Origin of the sequence: Cupriavidus sp. YR651, from assembly GCF_900101625.1 — a bacterium.
Lineage (GTDB): Bacteria > Pseudomonadota > Gammaproteobacteria > Burkholderiales > Burkholderiaceae > Cupriavidus.
Window position 1 is genome coordinate 376,812 of the sequence record NZ_FMYZ01000002.1, and the last position, 23,500, is coordinate 400,311.

At 67.0% G+C, this 23,500-nt stretch carries 20 protein-coding genes; 5 read left to right on the plus strand and 15 right to left on the minus strand.

Annotation, left to right across the window (positions count from 1 at the left end):
* Positions 1-63: 63 nt before the first annotated feature.
* From BLR29_RS07885 to trpS, 5 genes are read left to right on the plus strand one after another with little or no spacing between them, the layout of a single operon-like run.
* On the plus strand, positions 64-2,544 hold the full coding sequence (locus BLR29_RS07885) for an LPS-assembly protein LptD (RefSeq protein WP_092135980.1): 2,481 nt from the start codon (positions 64-66) through the stop codon (positions 2,542-2,544).
* Between the two features lie 9 nt (positions 2,545-2,553).
* On the plus strand, positions 2,554-4,035 hold the full coding sequence (locus tag BLR29_RS07890; protein ID WP_092135981.1) for a peptidylprolyl isomerase: 1,482 nt from the start codon (positions 2,554-2,556) through the stop codon (positions 4,033-4,035).
* Positions 4,036-4,052: 17 nt separating this feature from the next.
* Positions 4,053-5,108, plus strand: a complete 1,056-nt coding sequence (pdxA, locus tag BLR29_RS07895; protein WP_092135983.1) for a 4-hydroxythreonine-4-phosphate dehydrogenase PdxA — start codon at positions 4,053-4,055, stop codon at positions 5,106-5,108.
* 17 nt (positions 5,109-5,125) lie between these two features.
* The gene (rsmA, locus tag BLR29_RS07900) at positions 5,126-5,968 is read left to right on the plus strand and encodes a 16S rRNA (adenine(1518)-N(6)/adenine(1519)-N(6))-dimethyltransferase RsmA (RefSeq protein WP_092135985.1); all 843 of its coding nucleotides are present in this window, start codon (positions 5,126-5,128) and stop codon (positions 5,966-5,968) included.
* Between the two features lie 46 nt (positions 5,969-6,014).
* Complete coding sequence (trpS, locus tag BLR29_RS07905) at positions 6,015-7,049, plus strand: tryptophan--tRNA ligase (protein WP_092136675.1); 1,035 nt, start codon at positions 6,015-6,017, stop codon at positions 7,047-7,049.
* A 195-nt stretch (positions 7,050-7,244) separates the two neighbouring features.
* On the opposite strand, the gene BLR29_RS07910 is transcribed toward trpS, so the two are convergent.
* The 15 genes from BLR29_RS07910 to BLR29_RS07980 form a co-directional block, all read right to left on the minus strand.
* Positions 7,245-8,150, minus strand: a complete 906-nt coding sequence (locus BLR29_RS07910; protein WP_092135986.1) for a DMT family transporter — start codon at positions 8,148-8,150, stop codon at positions 7,245-7,247.
* Positions 8,151-8,161: 11 nt separating this feature from the next.
* Positions 8,162-8,569, minus strand: a complete 408-nt coding sequence (gene gloA, locus BLR29_RS07915; RefSeq protein ID WP_092135988.1) for a lactoylglutathione lyase — start codon at positions 8,567-8,569, stop codon at positions 8,162-8,164.
* 161 nt (positions 8,570-8,730) lie between these two features.
* Entirely contained in the window at positions 8,731-9,615 is an 885-nt protein-coding gene (locus tag BLR29_RS07920) for a M48 family metallopeptidase (RefSeq protein ID WP_092135989.1), read from the minus strand.
* Entirely contained in the window at positions 9,612-10,373 is a 762-nt protein-coding gene (locus BLR29_RS07925) for a lysophospholipid acyltransferase family protein (protein WP_092135991.1), read from the minus strand. The genes BLR29_RS07920 and BLR29_RS07925 overlap by 4 nt, the downstream gene beginning before the upstream one ends.
* 17 nt (positions 10,374-10,390) lie before the next feature.
* Positions 10,391-10,969 carry a D-glycero-beta-D-manno-heptose 1,7-bisphosphate 7-phosphatase gene (gene gmhB, locus BLR29_RS07930; protein WP_092135992.1) on the minus strand — a complete coding sequence of 193 codons (579 nt, stop codon included), beginning with the start codon at positions 10,967-10,969 and terminating at the stop codon, positions 10,391-10,393.
* A 30-nt stretch (positions 10,970-10,999) separates the two neighbouring features.
* A complete protein-coding gene (gene glyS / locus BLR29_RS07935) occupies positions 11,000-13,123 on the minus strand; it encodes a glycine--tRNA ligase subunit beta (RefSeq protein WP_092135994.1) in 2,124 nt (707 codons plus the stop codon).
* A 34-nt stretch (positions 13,124-13,157) separates the two neighbouring features.
* Entirely contained in the window at positions 13,158-13,766 is a 609-nt protein-coding gene (locus BLR29_RS07940) for a hypothetical protein (RefSeq protein WP_092135995.1), read from the minus strand.
* Positions 13,763-14,725, minus strand: a complete 963-nt coding sequence (gene glyQ / locus BLR29_RS07945) for a glycine--tRNA ligase subunit alpha (protein WP_092135997.1) — start codon at positions 14,723-14,725, stop codon at positions 13,763-13,765. The genes BLR29_RS07940 and glyQ overlap by 4 nt, the downstream gene beginning before the upstream one ends.
* 549 nt (positions 14,726-15,274) lie before the next feature.
* Entirely contained in the window at positions 15,275-16,903 is a 1,629-nt protein-coding gene (gene lnt, locus BLR29_RS07950) for an apolipoprotein N-acyltransferase (protein WP_092135999.1), read from the minus strand.
* On the minus strand, positions 16,900-17,787 hold the full coding sequence (locus BLR29_RS07955) for an HlyC/CorC family transporter (protein WP_092136001.1): 888 nt from the start codon (positions 17,785-17,787) through the stop codon (positions 16,900-16,902). Before BLR29_RS07955 ends, lnt begins: the two co-directional genes overlap by 4 nt.
* A gap of 177 nt (positions 17,788-17,964) precedes the next feature.
* Positions 17,965-18,705, minus strand: a complete 741-nt coding sequence (gene ybeY / locus BLR29_RS07960; protein ID WP_092136002.1) for an rRNA maturation RNase YbeY — start codon at positions 18,703-18,705, stop codon at positions 17,965-17,967.
* A gap of 2 nt (positions 18,706-18,707) precedes the next feature.
* Positions 18,708-19,709, minus strand: a complete 1,002-nt coding sequence (locus BLR29_RS07965) for a PhoH family protein (RefSeq protein ID WP_092136004.1) — start codon at positions 19,707-19,709, stop codon at positions 18,708-18,710.
* A gap of 7 nt (positions 19,710-19,716) precedes the next feature.
* Positions 19,717-21,069 carry a tRNA (N6-isopentenyl adenosine(37)-C2)-methylthiotransferase MiaB gene (miaB, locus tag BLR29_RS07970; protein ID WP_092136005.1) on the minus strand — a complete coding sequence of 451 codons (1,353 nt, stop codon included), beginning with the start codon at positions 21,067-21,069 and terminating at the stop codon, positions 19,717-19,719.
* 106 nt (positions 21,070-21,175) lie between these two features.
* A complete protein-coding gene (locus BLR29_RS07975) occupies positions 21,176-21,562 on the minus strand; it encodes a hypothetical protein (protein ID WP_092136007.1) in 387 nt (128 codons plus the stop codon).
* A gap of 142 nt (positions 21,563-21,704) precedes the next feature.
* Positions 21,705-23,387 (minus strand): ClcB-like voltage-gated chloride channel protein, encoded by a 1,683-nt coding sequence (locus tag BLR29_RS07980; RefSeq protein ID WP_092136008.1) that lies wholly within the window; start codon positions 23,385-23,387, stop codon positions 21,705-21,707.
* Between the last annotated feature and the right edge of the window lie 113 nt (positions 23,388-23,500).

Sequence of the window (23,500 nt, forward strand, 5' to 3'; positions counted from 1 at the left end):
AGATATGGACCGTCCGCGGTCCGTCAGCAGCGCCCGACGCCGAGCCGACCGACAACCGCTCGAATGACCGAACAAGAACGATCACCGCATCATCCGGCCACCCGACCGCCTGAGCCACCGGGCCGGCTCCGGCGCGTGCGCGCCGTCCTGCCGCCCGCCAGCGCGCTGCGCCCGCTCGTGCTGGCCATGGCTGGCCTGTCGGTGAGCGTGCACGCCCAGTACAACGCCGGCTCTGCCATTCCCGGTATCGATGTGGCGGAGCCGACCGTCACGCAAACACCGGAGCCCCCTCCGCCACCGCCGGAATCCGGCGAACTGGTGCCGCGGCTGGCCGAGCCGGGCGGTCGGGCCGCGCCGACCGGAAGCAGCATCAGCGTCACGCCGTCCGCGCCATCCAACCCCAGCGCGCCCGCCTATGTGTCTGGCGATCGTCTTGACGGCTACAGCGAAAAGGGTGTGGCGCTGGAAGGCAATGCGGAACTGCGCCGTGACGGCGCCGTGATCAAGGGCGACAAGCTGACCTACGACCAGGACACCGATGAGGCATTCGCCACCGGCAATGTCCGCATGTCCAAGGGCGGCACGCTGGCCGTGGGCCCCGAGGCCCGCATGCGCGTGGAAGCCAACGAAGGCTACATGCTGTCGCCGGACTACTACTTCAAGCAGACTGGTGGCGCGGGCAGTGCGGAGCGGATCGACTTCATCGACCCGGACCGGAGCACGCTGAAGAAGGCGTCGTACACGACCTGCTCGCCGGACAACGCGGACTGGTATTTCAGCGCCAACAAGCTGGATATCGACAACGACCGCCAGGTGGGCACCGCCTATGGCGGTGTGCTGCGTTTCTTCGATGTGCCGATTGCCGGTGCGCCCGCGTTCACGTTCCCGCTCAATGACGAGCGCCGCAGCGGCGTGCTGGCGCCGCTGTTCGGCTACAGCTCGAAATCGGGCCTGGACCTGACCGTCCCGTACTACTTCAACCTCGCGCCGAACCGGGACCTGACGCTCTATCCGCGCCTGCTGTCTTCGCGCGGCGTGCAACTGGGTGAAGATTTCCGCTACCTCGGCGACGGCTACAGCGGCCGTATCCGGGGCGAGTTCCTGCCGGACGACAAGAAGGCGGGCCGCGACCGCTGGGCCTACTCGATCCAGCACACCCAGCGGATCATCCCGGGCCTGACGGCCTACGCCAACGTCAGCAAGGTTTCGGACGACCAGTACCCGGACGATCTGACGCGCTCGGTGTCGCAATCGACGCTGCGCCAGTACACGCAGGAAGGTGGCGTCGTCTACGCCTGGCAGGACTTCGTGTTCCTCGCCCGGGTGCAGAAGTTCCAGACGCTGCGGCCCAGCGAACCGTCGTACGAGCGTGAGCCGCAGTTGAACGGCCGCTACACGCGCTATGACTTCCATGGCTTCGATATCTCGGTGGAAGCGGACTACACGCGCTTCCGCATTCCGCTGACCAGCACCGGCATCCAGCAGCCGGAAGGCAGCCGCGCGTTCATCCAGCCGGTGATCAGCTACCCGATCATCCGTCCGGGCTGGTTCGTGACGCCGAAGGTCATCTTCAACGCGGCGCAGTACAACATGGACCAGGGCACCAATACGACTGGTGCGTCCAATACGCTGAACCGGACGGTGCCGACCGTGAGCCTGGACACGGGGATGACGTTCGACCGCTCGGCGCCGAGCGTGAGCAAGCTGTTCGGCGTGAACTACACGCAGACGCTGGAGCCGCGCCTGTTCTACGTCTATACGCCGTTCCGCGACCAGAGCGCCTTCCCGCTGTTCGATACCGTGCAGTCGGACTTTGGCTACGGGCAGATCTTCAGCGAGAATCCCTTCACCGGTAATGACCGGGTTGCGGACAACAACAAGCTGACGGCGGGTGTGACCACGCGCCTGATCGAATCCGACACCGGTATCGAGCGCTTCCGCGGCACGATCGCGCAGCGCTTCGATTTCACCGGCCAGCGCGTGCAGATCAGCGGCACCACGCAGGACACCAAGCCGAGCTATTCCGACCTGCTGGCCGCCACGACAATCCAGCTGTTTCGCGGCTACTATCTCGATGCGGGTATCCAGTACAGCCCCGAAGACAACCGCATGAACTACTCGAACGTGGCGTTCTCGTGGCGCCCGGAGTCGCGCAAGCTGGTGAACTTCGGCTACCGCTACCGGCGCCCCACGTCGGTGACGGACAATTCCGCCATCGACCAGCTCGAAGTGTCCGGCCAGTGGCCGCTGACACGCCGCACCTACGGCGTTGGCCGCGTGGCGTTCGACAAAGAGGCGAATCAGCTCGTCGATGCGCTGGCCGGCATCGAATATGCCGCCGACTGCTGGGTGGGCCGCGTGGTCTACCAGCGTTTCCGCAACACCACGCAGGGCTACACCGGCCGGATTTTCCTGCAGGTGGAATTCCGCGGACTGTCGAAAATCGGCTCGAACCCGCTGGACATGTTGCGCCTGAACGTGCCAGGCTACGAGCCCGTCACCGCACGTCCGGTGCCGACGTCCCAGTACGATCACTATGAATGACGGACCAAGATGAAACGTCAAGCTTTCTCCGCGTTGTCCCGCATGAACCCCTGGCACCGCCTGTTGCTGTCCACGGTGCTCGCCACGCTGGCATTGCCGGCCGCGGCCCAGCTCCGTGCTCCCGGTGCCTCCGGTGCCGCCGGCCGGACCAGCGGCATCTTCCTGCCGCAGGCCGGCCAGGAAACCGCGGTGCCGTCGAGCCAGCCGCAGCTTGGCGTGCCGCAACCCACGCAGAAGCGATCGCAACTGGTGGACGAGGTGGTGGCGATCGTCAACAACAGCGTGATCACGCGCCGCGAACTGCTTGACCGTGCCGACGAGATCGAAAGCCAGCTGCGTACCGCGAATCGCGAAGTGCCGCCGCGCGCCGACCTGCTCGGTGAAGTGCTGGAGCGCCTGGTGATGGAGCGCGTGCAGACGCAGGCTGCCCAGGATGCCGGCATCCGCGTGACGGACCAGGAAGTGGACCGCGCCATCGAATCCGTGGCGCAGCAGAACCGCCTGTCCGCCACCGACCTGCGCCGGCGGGTGGAAGCCACCGGCATGAGCTGGACCAAGTACCGCGACGAGCTGCGCAAGCAGGTGCAGGTGATCCGTCTGCGCGAGCGCGAGGTCGATTCCAAGGTCCAGGTCTACGACGGCGAGATCGACAACTACATTGCCGCACGCAGCGGCAAGGGCACCGCCACCGGCCCGACCGAATTCAACGTCGCCCAGATCCTGGTGCGTGTGCCCGAGGACGCGTCCGACGCCCAGAAGGCCCAGCTCAAGACCAAGGCCGAGGGCTTGCTGAAGCAGGCACTGGGCGGTGCCGACTTTGCCGAGCTTGCCAAGGCCAATTCCGAGGCGCCCGAAGCGTCGCAAGGCGGCGCGCTGGGCTTCCGCGAGATCGGCCGTCTTCCGGCCGTGTTCGCCAACGCCGTGGTCGACCTGCAGCCGGGCGCCGTGGCACCCGAGCTGGTGGAGTCCGCAAACGGCTTCCACGTGGTCAAGCTGAGCGCCAAGCGCACGGCGCCGGCGCAGCAGCCGCAGGCGAGCGACCGCATCACCCAGACGCAGGTGCGCCACATCCTGATCCGCACCGGCCCCAACATGCCGGAAGCGGAAGCCAGGCGCCAGATGACGACGATCCGTGACCGCGTCACGCACGGCGGCGATTTTGCCGACGCGGCGCGCCGCTTCTCGCAGGACGGTTCGGCGGCCCAGGGCGGTGACCTCGGCTGGGTGTCGCCGGGAGAACTGGTGCCCGAGTTCGAGCAGGCGATGAACCGCCTGCGGCCGGGCGAGATTTCCGATCCCGTCGTCTCGCAGTTCGGCGTGCACCTGATTCAGGTCATGAACCGCCGCGAGACCGAAGTGTCGCCCGAGAAGCAGCGCGATTTCGCCCGTGCGGAAGTGCGCGAGCAGAAGCTGCGCTCGGCCTATGATGACTGGGTGCGCCAGCTGCGCAGTGCGGCGTACGTGGAATACCGGATCAACCGCCAGCGCTGACGCGCGGCCCCAGGACCATGCCCGCCCCTCTCGCGCTAGCCATCTCCACCGGCGAACCCGCCGGCATCGGCCCCGATATCACCATCGGGGCACTGCTGCAGCTTGCGGGTGGCAATGGCAAGCGCAACGGGCACTATCGCTTCCATGTGCTGGGCGATGCCCGGCTGCTGGCCGACCGGGCCGCGGCGCTGGGCGTGGCCCACGCCTGGGCGCGCCTGATCGCCGAGGCCGCGGTGGTGGTGGAAGACATCCCGCTGGGTGTGCAGGCCGAGCCTGGCCGGCTGGATGCCCGCAACGGCCGGTATGTGCTGGCGCTGCTCGATGCCGCGGTGGATGGCCTGGAGGCCGGCCGCTATGCGGCCATGGTCACCGCGCCGGTGCAGAAGAGCACGATCAACGATGCTGGCGTGCCCTTTACCGGCCATACCGAATACCTGGCGGCGCGCGCCGCCGTGCCGCGCGTGGTGATGATGCTGGCCGGCCCGCAGCCGGCGCATGACAACGCCATGCTGCGTGTGGCCCTGGCGACCACTCACCTGCCGCTGCGCGCAGTGCCCGACGCCCTCACGATTCCCTTGCTGGTGGAAACGCTGACGATCGTCGATGACGACCTGAGGCGCCACTTCGGCATCGCGCGGCCACGCATCCTGGTGACCGGGCTGAACCCGCATGCCGGCGAGGCCGGTCACATGGGCCGCGAGGAAATCGACGTCATCGCGCCCGCGCTGGCCCAGGCCTGCGATGCCGGCATCGATGCGCGCGGGCCGTACCCGGCCGACACCCTGTTCCAGCCCCGCCACCTGCGCGACGCCGACTGCGTGCTGGCGATGTACCATGACCAGGGGCTGGCGCCGCTGAAGTACGGCACCTTCGGCCATGGCGTCAATATCACGCTGGGGCTGCCCTTTATTCGCACATCGGTGGACCACGGCACCGCACTCGACCTGGCCGGCACCGGCCGCGCCGAGCACGGCAGCATGATCGAGGCCATCCGGTGCGCCATTACCATGGCTGGCCATGCCAACGGGCGCCACGACGACGGCAATGCCGGCGCGCGGCCCGCAACCCGCTGACGGCCAGCGCAGACACCATGCGTTCAAACGTACATCAGGGCCATGTGGCCCGCAAACGATTCGGTCAGAATTTTCTGGTCGACGACAGCATCATCCACGGCATCGTCAACGCCATCGATCCGCAGCCTGACGACATCCTGGTCGAGATCGGGCCGGGCCTCGGGGCGTTGACCGATCCGCTGCTGGAGCGCCTGCCGCAGATGCAGGTGGTGGAGCTGGACCGCGATCTCGTGGAACGGCTGCGCCGCCGCTACAGCGACCGCCTGATCGTGCATGCCGGCGACGCCCTCGCGTTCGACTTCGGCAAGCTGCAGGAGTCCGGCCGTGCGCTGCGCATCGTCGGCAACCTGCCCTACAACATTTCCAGCCCGCTGCTGTTCCACCTGATGGCGTTCGCGGACCATGTGCGCGACCAGCACTTCATGCTGCAGAAGGAAGTGGTGGAACGCATGGTGGCCGAGCCCGGCAGCAAGGCGTTCGGGCGACTGTCGATCATGCTGCAGGTCCGCTACCACATGGAGCACGTGCTGGACGTGCCGCCGGGTTCGTTCAACCCGCCGCCGAAGGTGGATTCCGCGGTCGTGCGCATGATCCCGTGGCCGCGCACCGAGGATGGCCGCCTGCGCTCGCCGTATCCCGGCTGCGATACCGGCGTGCTGGGCGACGTGGTGGCAGCTGCGTTTTCGCAGCGCCGCAAGGTGCTCCGCAACACCTTGTCGTTCCTGCGCGACCAGGTCGATTTCGACGCCCTTGGGTTTGACCTGGGCCGCCGCGCGGAGGAAGTCCCCGTGGCCGAATATGTCGAACTCGCCCGACTGGTCGGCGAAGGCGCCGCGCCGCGTGCGCGCGGCACGGCCTGACCGCACCAACCTTATTCCGAAATATCCTGAAGTCTCAGTGACGCACATGACCGCCAATACGCAAACCGATACGCGTCCCGTCATCCTGACGGGTGACCGTCCCACCGGCCCGCTCCACCTGGGCCACTACGTCGGCTCGCTCAAGAGCCGCGTATCCCTGCAGGACTCGCACAAGCAATATCTGCTGCTGGCGGACACGCAGGCCATGACCGACAACGCGCACGATCCGGACAAGGTCCGCCGCAACGTGCTCGAAGTGGCGCTGGACTACCTCGCCGTGGGCATCGACCCCGCCAAGACCACCATCACCGTGCAGTCGCACCTGCCGGCGCTGGCGGAGCTGACGCTGATGTATCTGAACTTCGTCACGGTGTCGCGCCTGGAGCGCAACCCGACGATCAAGGAAGAAATCCAGGCGCGCGGCTTTGGCCGCGACATCCCGGCTGGCTTCCTGTGCTACCCGGCGTCGCAGGCCGCGGACATCACCGCCTTCAAGGCCGTGCTGGTGCCGGTGGGCGAGGATCAGGCGCCCCTGATCGAACAGACGAACGAGATCGTGCGCCGTATCAACCACCAGGTGGGCCGTGACGTGCTGCCGGAGGCCACCGCGCTGATCCCGAAGCATGGCCGCCTGCCGGGCGTGGACGGCAAGGCCAAGATGAGCAAGTCGCAGGGCAACGCGATTTCGCTGGGCGCTTCGCCGGAGCAGATCAAGGCGGCGGTGCACAGCATGTACACCGATCCGAACCACCTCAAGGTGTCCGACCCGGGGCAGGTGGAAGGCAACATGGTGTTCACTTACCTGGACGCGTTCGATCCGAACGTGGAGGAAGTGACGGCGCTGAAGGAACACTATCGCCGCGGCGGCCTGGGCGACATGGTGCTCAAGCGTCGTGTGGAAGGGCTCCTGCAGGATCTGCTGCAGCCGATCCGCGAGCGCCGCGAGCAACTGGCGAAGGACCCGGGCTATGTGTTCGACATCCTGAAGAAGGGCACCGCCGAAGCGCGCGAGATCACCCAGCAGACGCTGGAGGAAGTGCGCGCCGCGCTGGGCATGTTCTCGTTCGAAGCACGCCAGTAAGACGCCACGCCGGCTTTCCTCTCCCGAGCGCGGAAGAGGAAGCCCGCGGCAAGCAGGCGCCGCCCCGCAGGGCGGCTGCCTTAGAGGTTGTTTCAAAATGAAGCGAAGCGGTCCTGGCTAGGCGCGCGGCCGCAGACAGTACAACTAGTACGGCAAGGCCGCGCAACGACGCCAGGATCGTTTTGAGGCGACCTCTCAAGCCTTGCGATTCACCAGCACGATCCCCAGCAGCACCAGCACGGCCGCCACGGCAAACCGCATGCCGACGGCATCGTGCATCAGCACCACGCCAAAGGCCACGCCGAACAGCGGCGTCAGGAACGAAAACACCGACAGGCGCGACGCCAGGTACTGACGCAGCAGCCAGAACCACGTCAGGTAGCTGGCAAATGCGATCAGCACGGACTGGTAGAACAGGCTCGCGAGCACCAGGCTGTTCACTTCCACGCGTGCGGCCTGGCCGGCAGCCAGCGCCATCGCCAGCAGCAATACCGCCGACACCGCCAGTTGATAGAGCAGCGTCTTGCTGGCCGGCGCGCTCGACAGCTTGCTGCCGCGCACCACAATCGTCGTGGCCGCCCACAGCGCGCCCGCCAGGATGCCGAGGCCATCGCCCACCAGCGTGCTGCCATGCGCGGAAGGCGACACGATGCCATCCGCGAACGCCAGCGCCATGCCGCAGAATGCCAGGACCACGCCGAACCACTGGCCGCGTTGCAGATGCTCGCCCGGCACGAATACGTGCAGGCCCAGTGCCGTGAAGATCGGCGCCGTGTAGAGAAACACCGCCATGCGCGATGCCGTGGTGTGGCCGAGCCCGACAAAGATGCAGAAGAACTCGGCACCGAACAGCAGTCCGGCCACCAGGCCCGGGCGCAACGTCCCGTCGCGCTGCCAGAGCGGGGTGCCGCGCCACGCGGCAAAGCCAAAGACGAGCAATGCCGCCACGGCGGAGCGGACGCCCGCCTGCAGCACCGCACCCATCAGCGGCGCGGTGACCTTGATGACCACCTGCTGGAGTCCCCACGCGGCGCACAGCAACACCATCAGGCCGATGGCGGTACCGTCCAGCGGACGCCGCGTGATGCTTTGCGCGCTCATCGCTGCGTCGCTTACGGACGCGCGGCGTCGCGCGTGGTGTGGCGCTCGATGAGTTCGATCTTGTAGCCGTCCGGGTCTTCGACGAATGCAATCACCGTGGTGCCGCCCTTGACCGGGCCGGCCTCGCGCGTGACCTTGCCGCCAGCGGCGCGGATACGGTCGCAGGCCGCGGCCGCATTGTCCGTTTCCAGCGCGATGTGACCATAGGCAGTGCCCAGGTCGTATTGGTCCACGCCGTAGTTGTAGGTGAGTTCGAGGACCGCGGTCTCGCTCTCGGGGCCATAGCCGACAAAGGCCAGGCGGTACTTGTATTCGGGATTGTCGCTCTCGCGCAGCAGCGTCATGCCCAGCACGCGCGTGTAGAAGTCGATGGAGCGCTGGTAGTCGCCAACGCGGAGCATGGTGTGGAGGAGTCGCATGGGGCCTTCTTCTCGTGGATGTTGTCACTGCAGAGGCCGCCATTTTAGACCTCTTGCCGGACATGCGCCGCTTGCATGCCACCCGCACGCCTCCCACACTCCGCAAACGCGCCCGGCCAGCGCCGGACCAGTGCGGGCAGGCGTGGCCAGGACCGCGCCGGCTAGAACGTCGGCAGCAGCTCGGGCGGATGCGCGCGCAGTTGCGCGCGGGCGTCGCGGAACTCGGGGAAGATCGACTCCACGGTTTCCCAGAAGCGCGGGCCGTGGTTCATTTCCTTCAGGTGGGCCAGTTCATGCGCGGCCACATAGTCGATCATCGACAGCGGGAAATGCATCAGCCGCCAGTTCAGGCGGATCTTGCCGTCGGCCGTGCAACTGCCCCAGCGCGTGGCGGCGGAGGTCAGCGCAAAGCCGGTGTGCCGCACGCCCAGCTTGTCGGCATAGATCTCGAGCCGCTCGACCAGCAGGCGGCGGGCCTGGTGCTGCAGCCAGCCCTGCACGCGATCCTTGATCTGCTGCTCGTCGGCGTGCGTGGGCAGCGCCAGGTGCAGCACGCGCGTATCGGCATCGAACAGCAGCGCGCCGGCGGGCGATTCCAGCTGGAGCGTGATCGGCTTGCCAAGGAACGGCAGGCTTGCGCCTTCGCGCCACTGCACGGTGGGCAGTACCCGACGCGCTTCGCGGTGCCGCCATTCGCCCAGCTTGTTGAAGATCCAGCGCTGTTTTTCGAGGATGGCCGCTTCGACATCGGCCAGCGTCACCCAGCGCGGTGCGGTAATGGACAGGCCGCGGTCATCGACGGTAAAGCCGATGGTCCGCCGCGACGACCGCTTGAGCGTGTAGTGCAGCGTGCGTTCCCCCACGTGCAGGGCTCGGGCATTGGGCTGCGCGGGCGGCCACGCCAGGATCTCGGGCGACAGCGTCTCGCCGGGGGGCGCCAGCAGGGCCGCGTCCTTGGGGGACTCGGCGGCCGCGGCGGATGACTCCGCCAGCGGCAGCTCCAACTGGGCACCGGGCGTGTCGGGGACGGGACGCAGCAGCTTCATGCGGCGGCCCGGTGCGCTGTGCTGCGATAGCTGTCCGGGTCGATGCGGCGCATTTCGGCCTCGATCCAGATGGCAACTTCCTGGTTCAGCTGGTCGGCGGTCTTGTTGGCCGACGAAACCGGCTGGCCGATCGAAATCGTCACCATGCCCGGATACTTCATGAATGAATTGCGCGGCCAGAGGCGGCCCGAGTTGACGGCCATGGGGATGACCCAGGCGCCCGTCTCGACGGCCAGGCGCGCACCGCCGCTCTTGTAACGGGGGTGTTCCAGGCCGGAGGGCGTGCGGGTGCCTTCGGGGAACATGATGATCCACGCGCCTTCGGCCAGGCGTTCACGGCCCTGGCGCGCAGCCGACGCAAACGCCCGCGTGCCTTCCTTGCGGTTGATGTGGACCATCTTGAGCATGCCCAGCGCCCAGCCGAAGAACGGCACCAGGAGCAGCTCGCGCTTGAACACGAAGCACAGCGGCTTGGGCATCAGCGCCACGTAGGCGACGGTTTCCCATGCCGACTGGTGCTTGGAGAGCAGCACCACCGGCTTGTCGAGCATGCCGTCGAAGTGTTCGGCCCCTTCGATGCGGTAGCGGATGCCGCAGATCCCGCGCGCCGCCCAGATCACGAGTCGGGTCCAGCCGCGCACGAAGCGGAAACGGCGCTCGGCGCTCATGAAAGGAAAGACGATAAAGCAGGCGCACGCGTACGGCGGCGTCAGAACCAGCAGGTATAGCGAGAGCAGCAGGGAACGGATAAAAGTCATCGGGGGCGACAGGTAAATCAGGGGGCGGGCGACTTGTGCGCGTGATCGCCTGCAATCAGCCATTGTGCAAAGGCGGCCAGGTCGTCGTGGACGCGTGTGCCGGCGGGCAGGCCGCCTTTCGCCAGCGTCTTTGCGCCCTTGCCGGTGCGGACCAGGTGCGGAATGCAGCCCACCGCCACACCTGCCTCCAGGTCGCGCAGCGAATCGCCGACGACCGGCACGGCACGCAGTTCGACACCGAAGCGCTCGCCGATCTGCTCGAACAAGCCCGGCTTCGGCTTGCGGCAGTCGCAGTTGTCCGCCGCCGTGTGGGGGCAGAAGAACACCGCTTCCACACGGCCGCCCAGGTTGGCCAGCGCCTTGTACATCTTCTCGTGCATGGCGTTGAGCGCGCTCATCTCGAACAGGCCGCGGCCGATGCCCGACTGGTTGCTGGCGATCACCACGCGGTAGCCGGCCTGATTCAGCGTGGCGATGGCCTCCAGGCTGCCCGTGATGGGCACCCATTCATCGGGCGTCTTGATGAAATGGTCGCTGTCGAGGTTGACCACCCCGTCGCGATCGAGGATGACAAACTTGGGCTGGGACTGTGGCATGGGGGCGCTCCGGTTCGGGCAGGCTGTTGACTACGCCGCCAGCTTGGAGATGTCCGCGACGCGGTTGGCCAGGCCGTGCAGCGTGGACAGCAGGGCCAGGCGGTTGGCGCGCAGCCGCGCGTCTTCGGCCATCACCATCACGTCGTTGAAGAACTGATCCACGGCGTCGCGCAGTTGTGCCAGGTCGCGCAGCGCGCCAGTGAAATCGCCGTCGGAGAAGGCAGCTTCCACACCCGGTCGCACGCGCTCGATGGCGCCGTGCAGCGTGCTTTCCGCCGCTTCCTGGAACAGTGCCGGATCGACGTTGCCGATGGCCTCGTCGGTCTTGCGCAGGATGTTGGTGATGCGCTTGTTGGCGGCGGCGAGGGCCTCGGCTTCCGGCAGCGCGGCAAACGTACGCACGGCTTCCATGCGGCCCAGGATGTCGTGCAGCGTCTGCGGGCGCAGGCTGACCACGGCCTCGACTTCATTGGTCGTATAGCCCTTGTCCTTCAGGTAGCCGCGCACGCGGTCGTACAGGAAGTCGGTGATGGCCTCCTGCGACGGCTTGACAGCGGCAATGCCGGCGAATGCCCGACCGGTCAGGGCCAGCAACGTGTCCAGCGACAGCGCCAGCGGCTTTTCGATCAGCATGCGCAGGATGCCCAGCGCATGGCGGCGCAGCGCGAACGGGTCCTTTTCGCCGGTCGGCTGCAGGCCGATGCCCCAGATGCCGACCAGCGTTTCCAGCTTGTCGGCCAGCGCCACGGCGGTGCTCACGGCGCCTTCAGGCAACGCGTCGCCGGCAAAGCGGGGGCGGTAGTGCTCGGAACAGGCCAGCGCGACGTCGTCGGCTTCATCGTCATGACGGGCGTAGTACGTGCCCATCGTGCCCTGCAGCTCGGGAAACTCGCCGACCATGTCGGTCAGCAGGTCGGCCTTGGCCAGTTCGGCGCCGCGCATCGCGGCGGCCTTGTCAACGGACACGCCGGCGGCGTTCATCGCGTCGGCGATATGGCCGGCGATCTGCTGCAGGCGCTGCACGCGGTCAAGCTGGCTGCCAATCTTGTTGTGGTAGACCACGTTGCCCAGCTGCGGCACGCGCGAGGCCAGCGTCTTCTTGCGGTCCTGGTCGAAGAAGAACTTGGCGTCGGCCAGGCGCGGGCGCACCACGCGCTCGTTGCCGGTGATGATCGACTGCGGCGTGTCGGTGGCCAGGTTCGAGACGATCAGGAAGCGGTTGCGCAGGTGGCCGGCGGCGTCGGTCAGTGCGAAGTACTTCTGGTTGGTCTGCATTGTCAGGATCAGGCACTCCTGCGGGACGGCCAGGAACGCTTCCTCGAAGTGGCAGGCATAGACCACGGGCCATTCCACCAGCGAGTTCACTTCGTCGAGCAGCGCGTCCGGCATGACGACCTGGTCGGCGCCCGCTTCCCGGAGCAGCGCGGCGCGGATGCGCTCGCGGCGTTCCGCATAGCTCGTGATGACGCGGCCCTGGCTTTCGAGCAGGCTGGCGTATTCGGTGGCATGCGGCACCTCGATCGTGCCGTGCGACAGGAAACGGTGACCCTGCGTCACGTTGCTGGCCGCAAGGCCCAGCACGGATACCGGCACGATCTCCGCGCCGTGCAGCGCGATCAGGCTGTGCGCCGGGCGCACGAAGTGCACCGTGGTGCCGTCCGGCCGCTGGTAGCTCATCAGCTTCGGGATCGGCAGCTTTGCCAGCGTGTCGTCCAGCGCGGCCTGCAGGCCGTCGGCCAGGGTGGCGCCGCGGGCGGTGTAGCGATAGAAGAACGCGTCGGCCTTGCCATCGGAGGCACGCTCCAGCGTCTGCCAGTCGATCTCGGTCACGCCGACGGACTTGGCCAGCGCGGCCAGCTTCTTGGCCAGCGGAGCGGTCGGGGCGCCGTTGGCGTCCAGGGCGACGGTCAGGGGCAGGACCTTCTCGCGCTGCTCGCGGTCCGGTGCGCCGTGGCGCACGCCGGTCACCAGCGCGGCCAGGCGGCGCGGCGTGGCGAACGGCGTCACCGTCGCGCCGGCCTCCAGCAGGTCGCGGGCGCCGAGGCCGTCAAGGAGGCCCTGCGCGAAGGACTCGCCCAGGCGGGCGAGGGCCTTGGGCGGCAGCTCTTCGGTGAACAGTTCGATCAGCAGCGAGTCGGTGATGGGTTGCGACATGAATCGTATCCAGCAGGTATGAGTGCGCGCGCTGTCAGCAGCGCGGCGCGAGATTGGGTTCTACGCCAGACAGCAGCCACAGGCCGTTCTGCTGGCGGAATTGCAGCGTGGTGTAGGCGCATTGCGCCGCCACGCCGGAGGCGCCGCGGCTGCCTGCGGCCGGGAAGCGCGCGTCGATCCGCTGCGCACGACGGTCATAGCGGATCTCGTCGATGCGGCCGCCGATCCAGAAATCGATCTTCGGCGGCAACTGGGTGGCCGAGTAGTACATGCGCACCGTGCGGCGCGAGCGGCCGTTGCGGTCTTCCCACTCGGCCCACTGCAGCGGGTAGCGGATGGCGCTTTCATAGGCGCGCAACGGCACGCGATGCCAGCCCAGATCACGCGATCCGGACAGGTCGCACGAGAAGGAGCGCACCAGCTGCGTCCACTGGTCCACGGCATTGAGCGACGGGCGCCAGTGGCGCGCGATGGCCTGCTGCAGTGCCTGCGGATCGGCCTCGCAGATATTGGACAGTTCCGCGGGCAGGTACAGCGCCTGCGGGGTGGGCGGTGTCGCCGTACGCGCCGCGGCGGCACTGCCGGCAAACGGCAACGAGGCCAGCGCGGCGAACGCGAGCACGCCGCGCATGCGGGGCATCATGCGCGAGCCCCGGTGTTGCACATCGGAAAGCCCAGCGCTTCACGCGAATCGTAGTAGGCCTGCGCCACCTGGCGGGACAGGTTGCGGATGCGGCCGATGTAGGCGGCGCGCTCCGTAACCGAAATGGCCCCGCGGGCATCGAGCAGGTTGAACGTGTGCGCGGCCTTGAGCACCTGCTCGTAGGCGGGCAGGGCCAGGCGCGTGCCGGCCGCCTTGTCCTTCGCAACCTCGTCGCCCTCGGCCTTCTCGCCGGTATCGCCCATCAGGCGCCGGGCTTCGCCCTCGTGCTCGGAGAAATGGCGGAACAGGATTTCCGTGTTGCTGTGCTCGAAGTTGTAGGTGGACTGCTCCACCTCGTTCTGGTGATAGACGTCGCCGTAGGTCAGGCGGCGGGTCTCGCCGTTCTCCTCCCACTCGGTCCAGACCAGGTCATAGACGTTTTCCACCTTCTGCAGGTACATCGCCAGCCGCTCGATGCCGTAGGTGATTTCGCCGGTGATGGGCTTGCAGTCGATGCCGCCGACCTGCTGGAAGTACGTGAACTGCGTGACTTCCATGCCGTTCAGCCAGACTTCCCAGCCCAGGCCCCAGGCGCCGAGCGTGGGGTTCTCCCAGTCGTCCTCGACGAAGCGGATGTCGTTCTGCTTCAGGTCCAGGCCCAGCGCCTCCAGTGAGCCCAGGTAGAGCTCCAGGATGTTCTCCGGGGCGGGCTTCAGCACCACCTGGTATTGGTAGTAATGCTGCAGACGGTTCGGGTTCTCGCCGTAGCGGCCGTCCTTGGGGCGGCGCGACGGCTGCACGTAGGCTGCCCGCCACGGCTCCGGGCCGATCGCGCGCAGGAACGTGTGCACGTGCGACGTCCCCGCGCCGACCTCCAGATCGATCGGTTGCAGCAGTGCGCACCCTTGCCGGTCCCAGTAGGCCTGCAAGGTGAGAATCATTTGTTGGAAGGTCAGCATAGGAAGACGAAAAAAGAAGCTGGCGGGCAAGTGCGCGAGGCGTCTCGCGCCGGGTTTGCCAAACCTTGGATTCTATCGGGTTTTTGGGCGTCACCCGCCCGGAAATGGCCGGGAATGGGTCGCCTGGACCGCGGATCGACCGTTCGGAGGTGTTGTCGGCCGGTGTCGGGCTTTCGCAACGGGTCGGGTAAATCCTGACATGGGTTTCAGAGTCGGCTGATAGGTGCCGATACCATTTTTGTATACAGTGGAACTACGCAGCTGCTTCAAACGGTGGCCGCGTCCGGACAACCCCTTTCGGGGGGACAACCGCTCAAAACAGGAGTCCGGGAATTCGATAACATTTTTGGGGATTGGTCATGACGCTGCTTTCTCGCAAACCATATCTTGTCGCCCTGGCCGTGATGGCCGCCGCCGCAGCGGTTTCCGTCGCGACATCGCTCCTGGGTTAAGCCCCCGGGACGCATTAAAAAACGGGCCCAACCGGCCCGTTTTTTCGTTTACCTCGCCAACCGCATCGGCGCCAGCCGGCACCGGACCCGGTGGGCCCTAGCGGCGTGCCCGCCGTACCTGAACCGCCAGCAGCAGCACCAGCAGGCTGCCAAGCAGCACCGGCGCATTCCCCCAGCGGACATAGGGTGTCAGCCCCTGCGTGCCCTGCACGGACGCCGCCAGCGTGCCCACCTGGAACGTCGGCAGCCGCGCCTGCACCGTGCCATCGGGCTTTACCACCGCCGTCATGCCGGTGTTGGTGGCCCGCAGCATCGGGCGGCGGGTTTCCAGCGCGCGCATCCGCGAAATCTGCAAATGCTGGTCCAGTGCGATGGTGTCGCCAAACCAGGCCAGGTTGGTCACGTTGGCCAGCATATTGGCCGGCGTGTCCTGCTGGCGAAGGGTCTCGGCGATTTCCTCGCCGAACAGATCCTCGTAGCAGATATTGGGGGCCACCCGGATGCCGCGCACCGGCACCGCCGGCTGGTCCAGCCCGCCGCGGCGGAAATCGCCCAGCGGCATCTTCATCATGTTTACGAACCAGTGGAAGCCGAATGGGATGAACTCGCCAAACGGCACCAGATGGTGCTTGTTGTAGCGGTACAGCCTGGGCTGTTCCGGCCCGATCGCAAACACGCTGTTGGTGAAGTCCACCGGCGAGTCGGCACCCGCTGCGCCAAACAGCACGGTGCTGCCAGTCGACTCCATGTACTTGCGCACGGCCTGGGCGATATCGACGGGCAGCTCCTGCAGGATGACCGGGAACGCCGTCTCGGGCGTGACCACCAGGTCCGCCGGCGCCGCCGTGATCAGGTCACGATAGAGCTCCAGCGAGCGCTGGATGCCGATGGGCTCGAACTTGATGTCCTGGGCTACATTCCCTTGCAGCAGCCGGACGGAGACGGGTTGGCCGACGGGCGAAGTCCAGCCGATCGGCGCCAGTGCGGCGCCAGCCAGCGGCAGTGCCACGGCCAGCCCGAGCGCCAGCGCGGTCGTGCGCGCAGCGCCAGGCTCTCCGCGCCGGCAGGCGGCGCGCACGCCGGTCACCAGCAGTGCGGCGATTGTGCCCGCCAGCGCGGCGATGCCGTAGACGCCGATCAGCGGCGCAAAGCCGGCCAGCGGGCCGTCCGTATGGGGATAGCCGCTACCGAGCCACGGAAAGCCCGTGAAAATCACGCCGCGCAGCCACTCGGACAAGGCCCACACGGCCCCGAACGCCAGCGCCGGCAACACGCCGTCCCGGCCGCGACCGGTCAGCCAGTGCCACGTGGCGCTGGCCAGCGCAGGCCAGATCGACAGGTAGGCCGCAAACAGCACGACGGCCAGTGCCGCCATCCACGCCGGCATTTCGCCGTAGACGTGCATGCTGATATAGAGCCACCAGATGCCTGACAGGAACCAGCCGAGGCCGAACGCATAGGCCGTGGTGGCGGCCGCGCGTGGCCGCGGGGCGCCGGCCACCAGCGCCACCAGTCCGGCCAGCGACAGCAGTTGCAGCCACCACCAGTCGTGCGGGGCGTAGGCCTGCGTGTGCGCCACGCCCAGCACGGCGGCGATCAGCAGCCGGAATACCGTACTGGCGCGCGATGCAGGACGCAGCGATTCGGAAGGGAAGGGGGTGGCGGTACCGACACTGCCATCGGTACGGCGGACGCCTGTGGCGCCCGATTGATCGACACGCTTCATGCGTCGGCCGTTGCCGGAGATTCGACGGGTGCCTCGCGGCGCACCAGTAGCAGGTGCACCTGCCGCGCATCCGCGCGCAGGACCTCGAAACGGATCGGCGGCAGCGTGATGATCTCGCCACGATGCGGCACGTGGCCCACGTGGTTGGTCAGCAGGCCGCCCACGGTGTCGACATCGTGATCGGAAAACGCGGTGCCGAAGGACTCGTTGAACTGTCCGATCTCGGTCAGGCCGTGCACGCGCCACGCACCATCGGTGGTGGGCAGGATGTTGTCCTGGTCTTCATCGAGGTCGAATTCGTCCTCGATGTCGCCGACGATCTGTTCCAGCACGTCCTCGATCGTCAACAGGCCGGCCACGCCGCCGTATTCGTCCACCACGATGGCGATGTGGTTGCGGTTGATGCGGAACTCGCGCAGCAGGATGTTCAGACGCTTGGATTCCGGGATGAAGACCGCTGGGCGCAGTGTTTCACGCAGGTCGAAATTCTCGTCGGTGTAATAGCGCAGCAGATCCTTGGCGAGCAGGATGCCGATGATGTTGTCGCGGCTGCCCTCGTAGACCGGAAAGCGCGAATGCGCCGTCTGCTGCATGTAGGGGATGAAGGCCTCGGGCGCGTCGGCGATGTTGACGGCGTCCATCTGGGCGCGCGGCACCATGATGTCGCGCGCGGTGAGTTCCGAGACCTGGAACACGCCCTCGATCATCGAGAGCGATTCGGCATCGATCAGGTTGCGCTCGTGCGCGTCCTGCAGCACTTCGAGCAGTTCGGCTCGGGTGTCCGGCTCGGGAGAGATGAAATCTGAAAGGCGTTCGAGAAGGGATCTGGGGCGATCCGCCTGCTTGTGATTGGCAGGTTTCGAACTGGGATAGGGGTCGTTCATGTCGCGGCGAGCGCGTGGTGGAGATCGTCTGAAGCATACACTAAAAGCATTCCAGCCCCGTGACGGGGCCGGATGACATGCCATTGCGTGCTGCCCGCGCCACTTGGAGGTTGCTTCAAAACTGGACCGCTTCACTTCATTCTGAAACAACCTCTTTGGAAGAGGCTTCAGGAGGCTTCAGCGATCTTCGCGCACTGGCTGATACGGATCGGCGAATCCGAGCGCGTGCAGCGTCTCGGTCTCGATCGCTTCCATCTCTTCCGCCTCGGCGTCGTCCTCGTGTTCGTAGCCCTGCGCGTGCAGCACGCCATGCACGATGAGGTGCGCATAGTGCGCCTCCAGCGGCTTCTTCTGCTCCGTCGCCTCGGCTTCCACCACCGGGCAGCACAGCACGATGTCGCCGGTCACGGGGTCATCGGCGTGTTCGGCGTAGGCAAACGTCAGCACGTTGGTGGCGTAGTCCTTGCCGCGATAGGTGCGGTTCAGCGTGCGACCTTCCTCTTCGCCGACAAAGCGCACGGTCAGCGCGGCATCGGCGTACAGCGCCGATTTCACCCACTTTTCGATCTGCTTGTTGCCAGGCAGGCCGCGCCGCTTGTCCACGCCATCGCCGTGCTGGATGTCGAGCTCGACGTCCGGCGGCGTGGCTGGCGTTCCGGTGGTGGTGGTGACTGGCGTCGCCGTGACCGCCACGGACAGCGCGTCGTGGTTGTCGGGGCGCACCAGCAGGCCGGCTTGCTGGCGGGTGTCGGTGTGTTCCGCCAGCAAGGCGACCACACCGTCGGCGGCCTGGGACAAGTCCACGGTCAGGCTGCGGCCATCGGGCAGTTGCACGCGCAGCGCGTGGGCGGCGCTCTTGCGGGCGCGGCCGTCCGCGTCAAACAGGGTCAGGCTGGCGGCGGGAGACTTCTTGGTCAAGATCAGGCGTCCTTATGCTGGGCGTGGTATTCGTCATAGGCATCGACGATGCGAGCCACCAGCGGGTGGCGCACGACGTCGATACTGGTAAAGCGGGTGAACGCGACGCCGCGCACTTCGCGCAGCACGTGCTGCGATTCCACCAGGCCGCTCTTCTGGCCGCGTGGCAGGTCGATCTGCGTGATGTCGCCGGTGATCACGGCCCTGGAGCCGAAGCCGATCCGGGTCAGGAACATCTTCATCTGTTCCGGCGTGGTGTTCTGGGCTTCGTCGAGGATGATGAACGCGTGGTTCAGCGTGCGACCGCGCATATAGGCGAGCGGCGCGATCTCGATCATCTGGCGCTCGAACATCTTCTGGGTGCGATCAAAACCGAGCAGGTCGTACAGCGCGTCATAGAGCGGGCGCAGGTACGGATCGACCTTCTGGGCGAGGTCACCGGGCAGGAAGCCCAGGCGTTCGCCCGCTTCCACGGCCGGGCGCGTCAGCACGATGCGCTTCACCGCGTCGCGCTCGAGCGCATCCACGGCGCAGGCGACGGCCAGGTAGGTCTTGCCCGTACCCGCCGGCCCGATGCCCATGGTCAGGTCGTGCGACAGGATGTTGCGCAGGTAGTCGCGCTGGGCAACCGTGCGGCCCTGCAGGCCGACGCGGCGCGTGTGCAGCACCGGGGACTCGTCGTCCACGCTGCGCCCGCCCTCGCCGTTGCCGGCGGGGTCCGGCAGGTAGGCGCCGTGCGCGGCCACCTGGCGCGATTCCACCAGGCCCAGTTGCACGTCGTCGATGGACAGCGCCACGCGGGCGTCGTTGTAGAAACGTTCCAGCGCCAGTGCGGCGTCCTGCGCGCGGGTGCCGCGCACGGTCATGCGATGGCCGCGGCGCTGGATGGTCACGTCAAGCGCCTGCTCGATCTGGCGCAGGTTTTCGTCGAGCGGCCCGCACAGGTTCTGCAGGCGCGTGTTGTCGTCCTTGGGGGCGACGAATTCTGCTGAAGGAATCTTCATACCGTTCTTATTGACGCACCACGATCTCGCCGCGCAGCGAGTGCGGGAACGCCTGCATGATGCTCACGTCGACCATCTGGCCGATCATGCGGTCGCGCTGGGCCTGCGGCACGCCCGGCAGCGCAAAGTTGACCACGCGGTTGTTCTCGGTGCGGCCATGCAGCTCGGTCGGGTCCTTGCGGGCCGGACCTTCCACCAGGATGCGCTGCACGGTGCCGACCATGTTGCGGCTGATGCGCTGCACGTTCTCCTCGATGGTGGCCTGCAGGTGTTGCAGGCGGCGCAGCTTCACCTCGTGCGGCGTGTCGTCGGCCAGGTTGGCGGCCGGCGTTCCGGGGCGCGGGCTGAAGATGAACGAGAACGACGTGTCATAGCCGACTTCCTCGATCATCGCCATCAGCTTGTCGAAATCGGCATCGGTCTCGCCGGGGAAGCCGACGATGAAGTCCGACGACATCGACATGTCCGGGCGGATCGCGCGCAGCCGGCGGATGATGCTCTTGTACTCCAGCACGCTGTATCCGCGCTTCATCGCCATCAGCACGCGGTCCGATGCATGCTGCACCGGCAGGTGAAGATGGTTCACGAGCTTGTCGCACCGCTCGTAGAGTTCGATCAGCCGCGACGTGAATTCCTTCGGATGGCTCGTGGTGTAGCGGATGCGCTCGATGCCGGGGATTTCCGCCACGTATTCGATCAGGAGCGCGAAGTCCGCGATCTCGCTGGTGCCGCCCATCGCGCCGCGATAGGCGTTGACGTTCTGGCCCAGTAGCGTGATTTCGCGCACGCCTTGCTCGGCCAGGCCCGCCACTTCCGCCAGCACGTCCTCGAACGGGCGGGAAACTTCCTCGCCGCGCGTGTAGGGCACCACGCAGTAGCTGCAGTACTTCGAGCAGCCTTCCATGATCGACACGAACGCGCTCGGGCCGTCAACGCGGGCGGGCGGCAGGTGATCGAACTTCTCGATCTCGGGGAAGGAGATATCGACCTGCGACAGGCCGGTCTGGCGGCGGCGGTTGATCAGGTCGGGCAGGCGGTGCAGCGTCTGCGGGCCAAACACCACGTCCACATACGGGGCGCGCGACACGATGGTCGCGCCTTCCTGGCTGGCCACGCAGCCGCCCACGCCGATCACGAGGTCCGGCTTGGCGGCCTTCAGGGCCTTCATGCGGCCCAGCTCGGAGAAAACTTTCTCCTGGGCCTTCTCGCGCACGGAGCACGTGTTGAACAGGATGACGTCGGCGTCCTCGACATTGTCCGTGGGTTCAAGGCCTTGTGTGGCGTGCAGTACGTCCACCATCTTGTCCGAGTCGTACTCGTTCATCTGGCAGCCGTACGTCTTCACAAATACTTTCTTCATGGTGCCGGTCTCAGTGGTTTACCTGGGGGCATCAGGGGGGGTTACGACAAAGCGGCCCGGTTTCCATGGCCGCGTGCTTCTTGCGCCTGCCAGGCGCCCAGTCGGTTCAGTGCGATGCCTTCCACGCCTTGACTTCGGCATCGGTCAGCACCCAGGCGCTCAGCAACTGGCCATAGAGGTCCAGCTTGTAGCGCACCTGGAGCTTCTGGCCGGCCACCGCGACCGGGCTCAGCAACTGCGTTTCCGTGCTGAAGATCCGCAGGCCCGGGGCCACGCCGACGGTCTTGCCGTCGAGCTTTGCGGTCAGCGGTTCCGACGCCGTCGGCGTGGCCAGTTGCAGACGCGCCATCGGGGCATCGGCGGGAATCACACGGATCGGCGTGCCGGCGACCGGCAGCGTCTCCTGTGCCATGACGGGTGCCATGGGCAGCAGGACGGCGGCGAAGGCGGCCACGGCCAGCGACTGGCGCGAAAGCAGGATGCGCAGGGACATGAAGACTCCGGCAAGAAATGGATGGTGGGTACAGCCGGCGCCGGACGCCATCATGACAGCCGGCATCGAGCAGGCAGGGCAACCCGGCATTTTACCCCTTTGGCGGGGGATGCGGCGCCCGGCGCCGGTGTTTGTGGCGAGATCAGAACAGGCAGGACGCTTCCTGCAGCACCCGTTGTTTGGATACGGTGCCCAGCAGTTCGCGGCTGACGGTGTCGCGAATCAGCGGGATGCGGTTGATGCCGTGCTCCGAGAATAGCGCGAGGGCGTCTCGCAACCGCGAATCCGGCGTCAGGGAGGGGAAGTCGCGCTCGGCCAGCGCCAGCAGGCTGGCATCGGGCCGCTCCCGCTGGGCACGCTGGATCGCGTGGATCGAGATGGCGCCCAGCAACGTGCCGGCCGGGGTGACGAGATAAAGATAGCGGGTGCCGGTTTCGGCGAATTTGTCGGCGGTGGCGGCCACGGTGGCATCGGGGTCGATCACTGTGTCGGTGGGGTCGCACAGGCCGGCCAGGCGCAGCGCCCGCGCGCGTTCCACGGCCGCGGAGGCCTGCGCGCGCTCCACCACCACGCTGTAGAGGGACATCGTCTGGCAGCGCGACGCCGTGTAGTACGCCGCCACCGCGCCGATCATCGACGGCAGCAGCAGCGCCGGTGCCAGGGTCATCTCAAAGACCATCAGCACCGACATCAGCGGCGCCTGGCTGGTGGCGGCCAGGAATGCGCTCATGCCGACCAGTGGCAGGACCGGCGACACCGTCCCGCCCGGAATCATGATGGCCAGCATTTGGCCCAGCGCCGCGCCCACGAACAGCGACGGCGTGAACACGCCACCCACCGCGCCCGAGCCCATGCTCGCCACGGTTGCCACGAGCTTGGCCACCAGCACGCCCCACACGGGCACCGAGAGCGGATCTCCATGCAGGATGGTCTGGATCGTGAAAAAACCGTTGCCGACGACTTCGGGCACCGCCATGGCCAGTGCGCCGACCAGCGCGCCGCCGATCGCCAGCCTCGCGATGGGGCCGCCCGGCACATGGGTAAAGGCGTTGCGGGCCAGCGTGGCGGCGCGCATGAACAGGGCCCCGGCCGCGCCCGCCAGCACGCCTAGCGCCGCGGCGGCCAGCAGGATTTGGGGGCGGAGGTCGGGCGCGATATGCAGGCCGGGGTAGAGCGGCTGCAGTCCGCCATGCCACTGGCTGACCATCGCGCCAGCCACGGAGGCCAGGAAGAGCGGCATCAGGCGCTGAACGGCCAGGGCCCCGAACACCACTTCGGCCACGAATACCGCGGCGGACAGCGGCGTGTGATAGACCGTGGCCAGCCCGGCCGCCGCGCCGCAGGCGGTCAGCATCCGGCGCATGTTGGAGTCGCCCGCCGCGTTGTCGGCGCGAGAAGATGGAAACAGCGACCCGCACAGCGCCGCTAGCTGGATCATCGCGCCTTCCTTGCCGACGGAACTGCCGGAGACGATCGAGCAGAACGACGATAGCGACCGCAGCAGCGTGATCGCCAGCGGCAGCCGGCCGGTGCCGCGTGACACCGCTTCCATATAGTCGGTGGGCCCGGGCTGCGCCGCCGCCAGCCGGCTGGCCAGCATCAGCAGTGCCCCGGCCAGCGCGCCGCCGAGTGCCGGGATCACGACGCGCCAGAACAGCGCGAGGCCGGCAAAGACCATGACGACGTCCGTATGGCTGCCGAACATGACCAGGCCGCTGGCTTCCAGCGCCTCCTTGAACAGCGTGGTGACGATGCCGGCCAGGATCCCGACCGGAATGGCCGCAAAGAGCGTGACTTCCTGATCTTCGAGAAAGCGCAAACGCATGGTGGGACAAGGCTGGGGGTGCCGGGGCGGACTGGACGCCATGATAGCGCAGCGCCACCCCGCGACCGCATGGGTATGGGGTCGTCGCCGGACTGGTACACTACGGGCCTTTC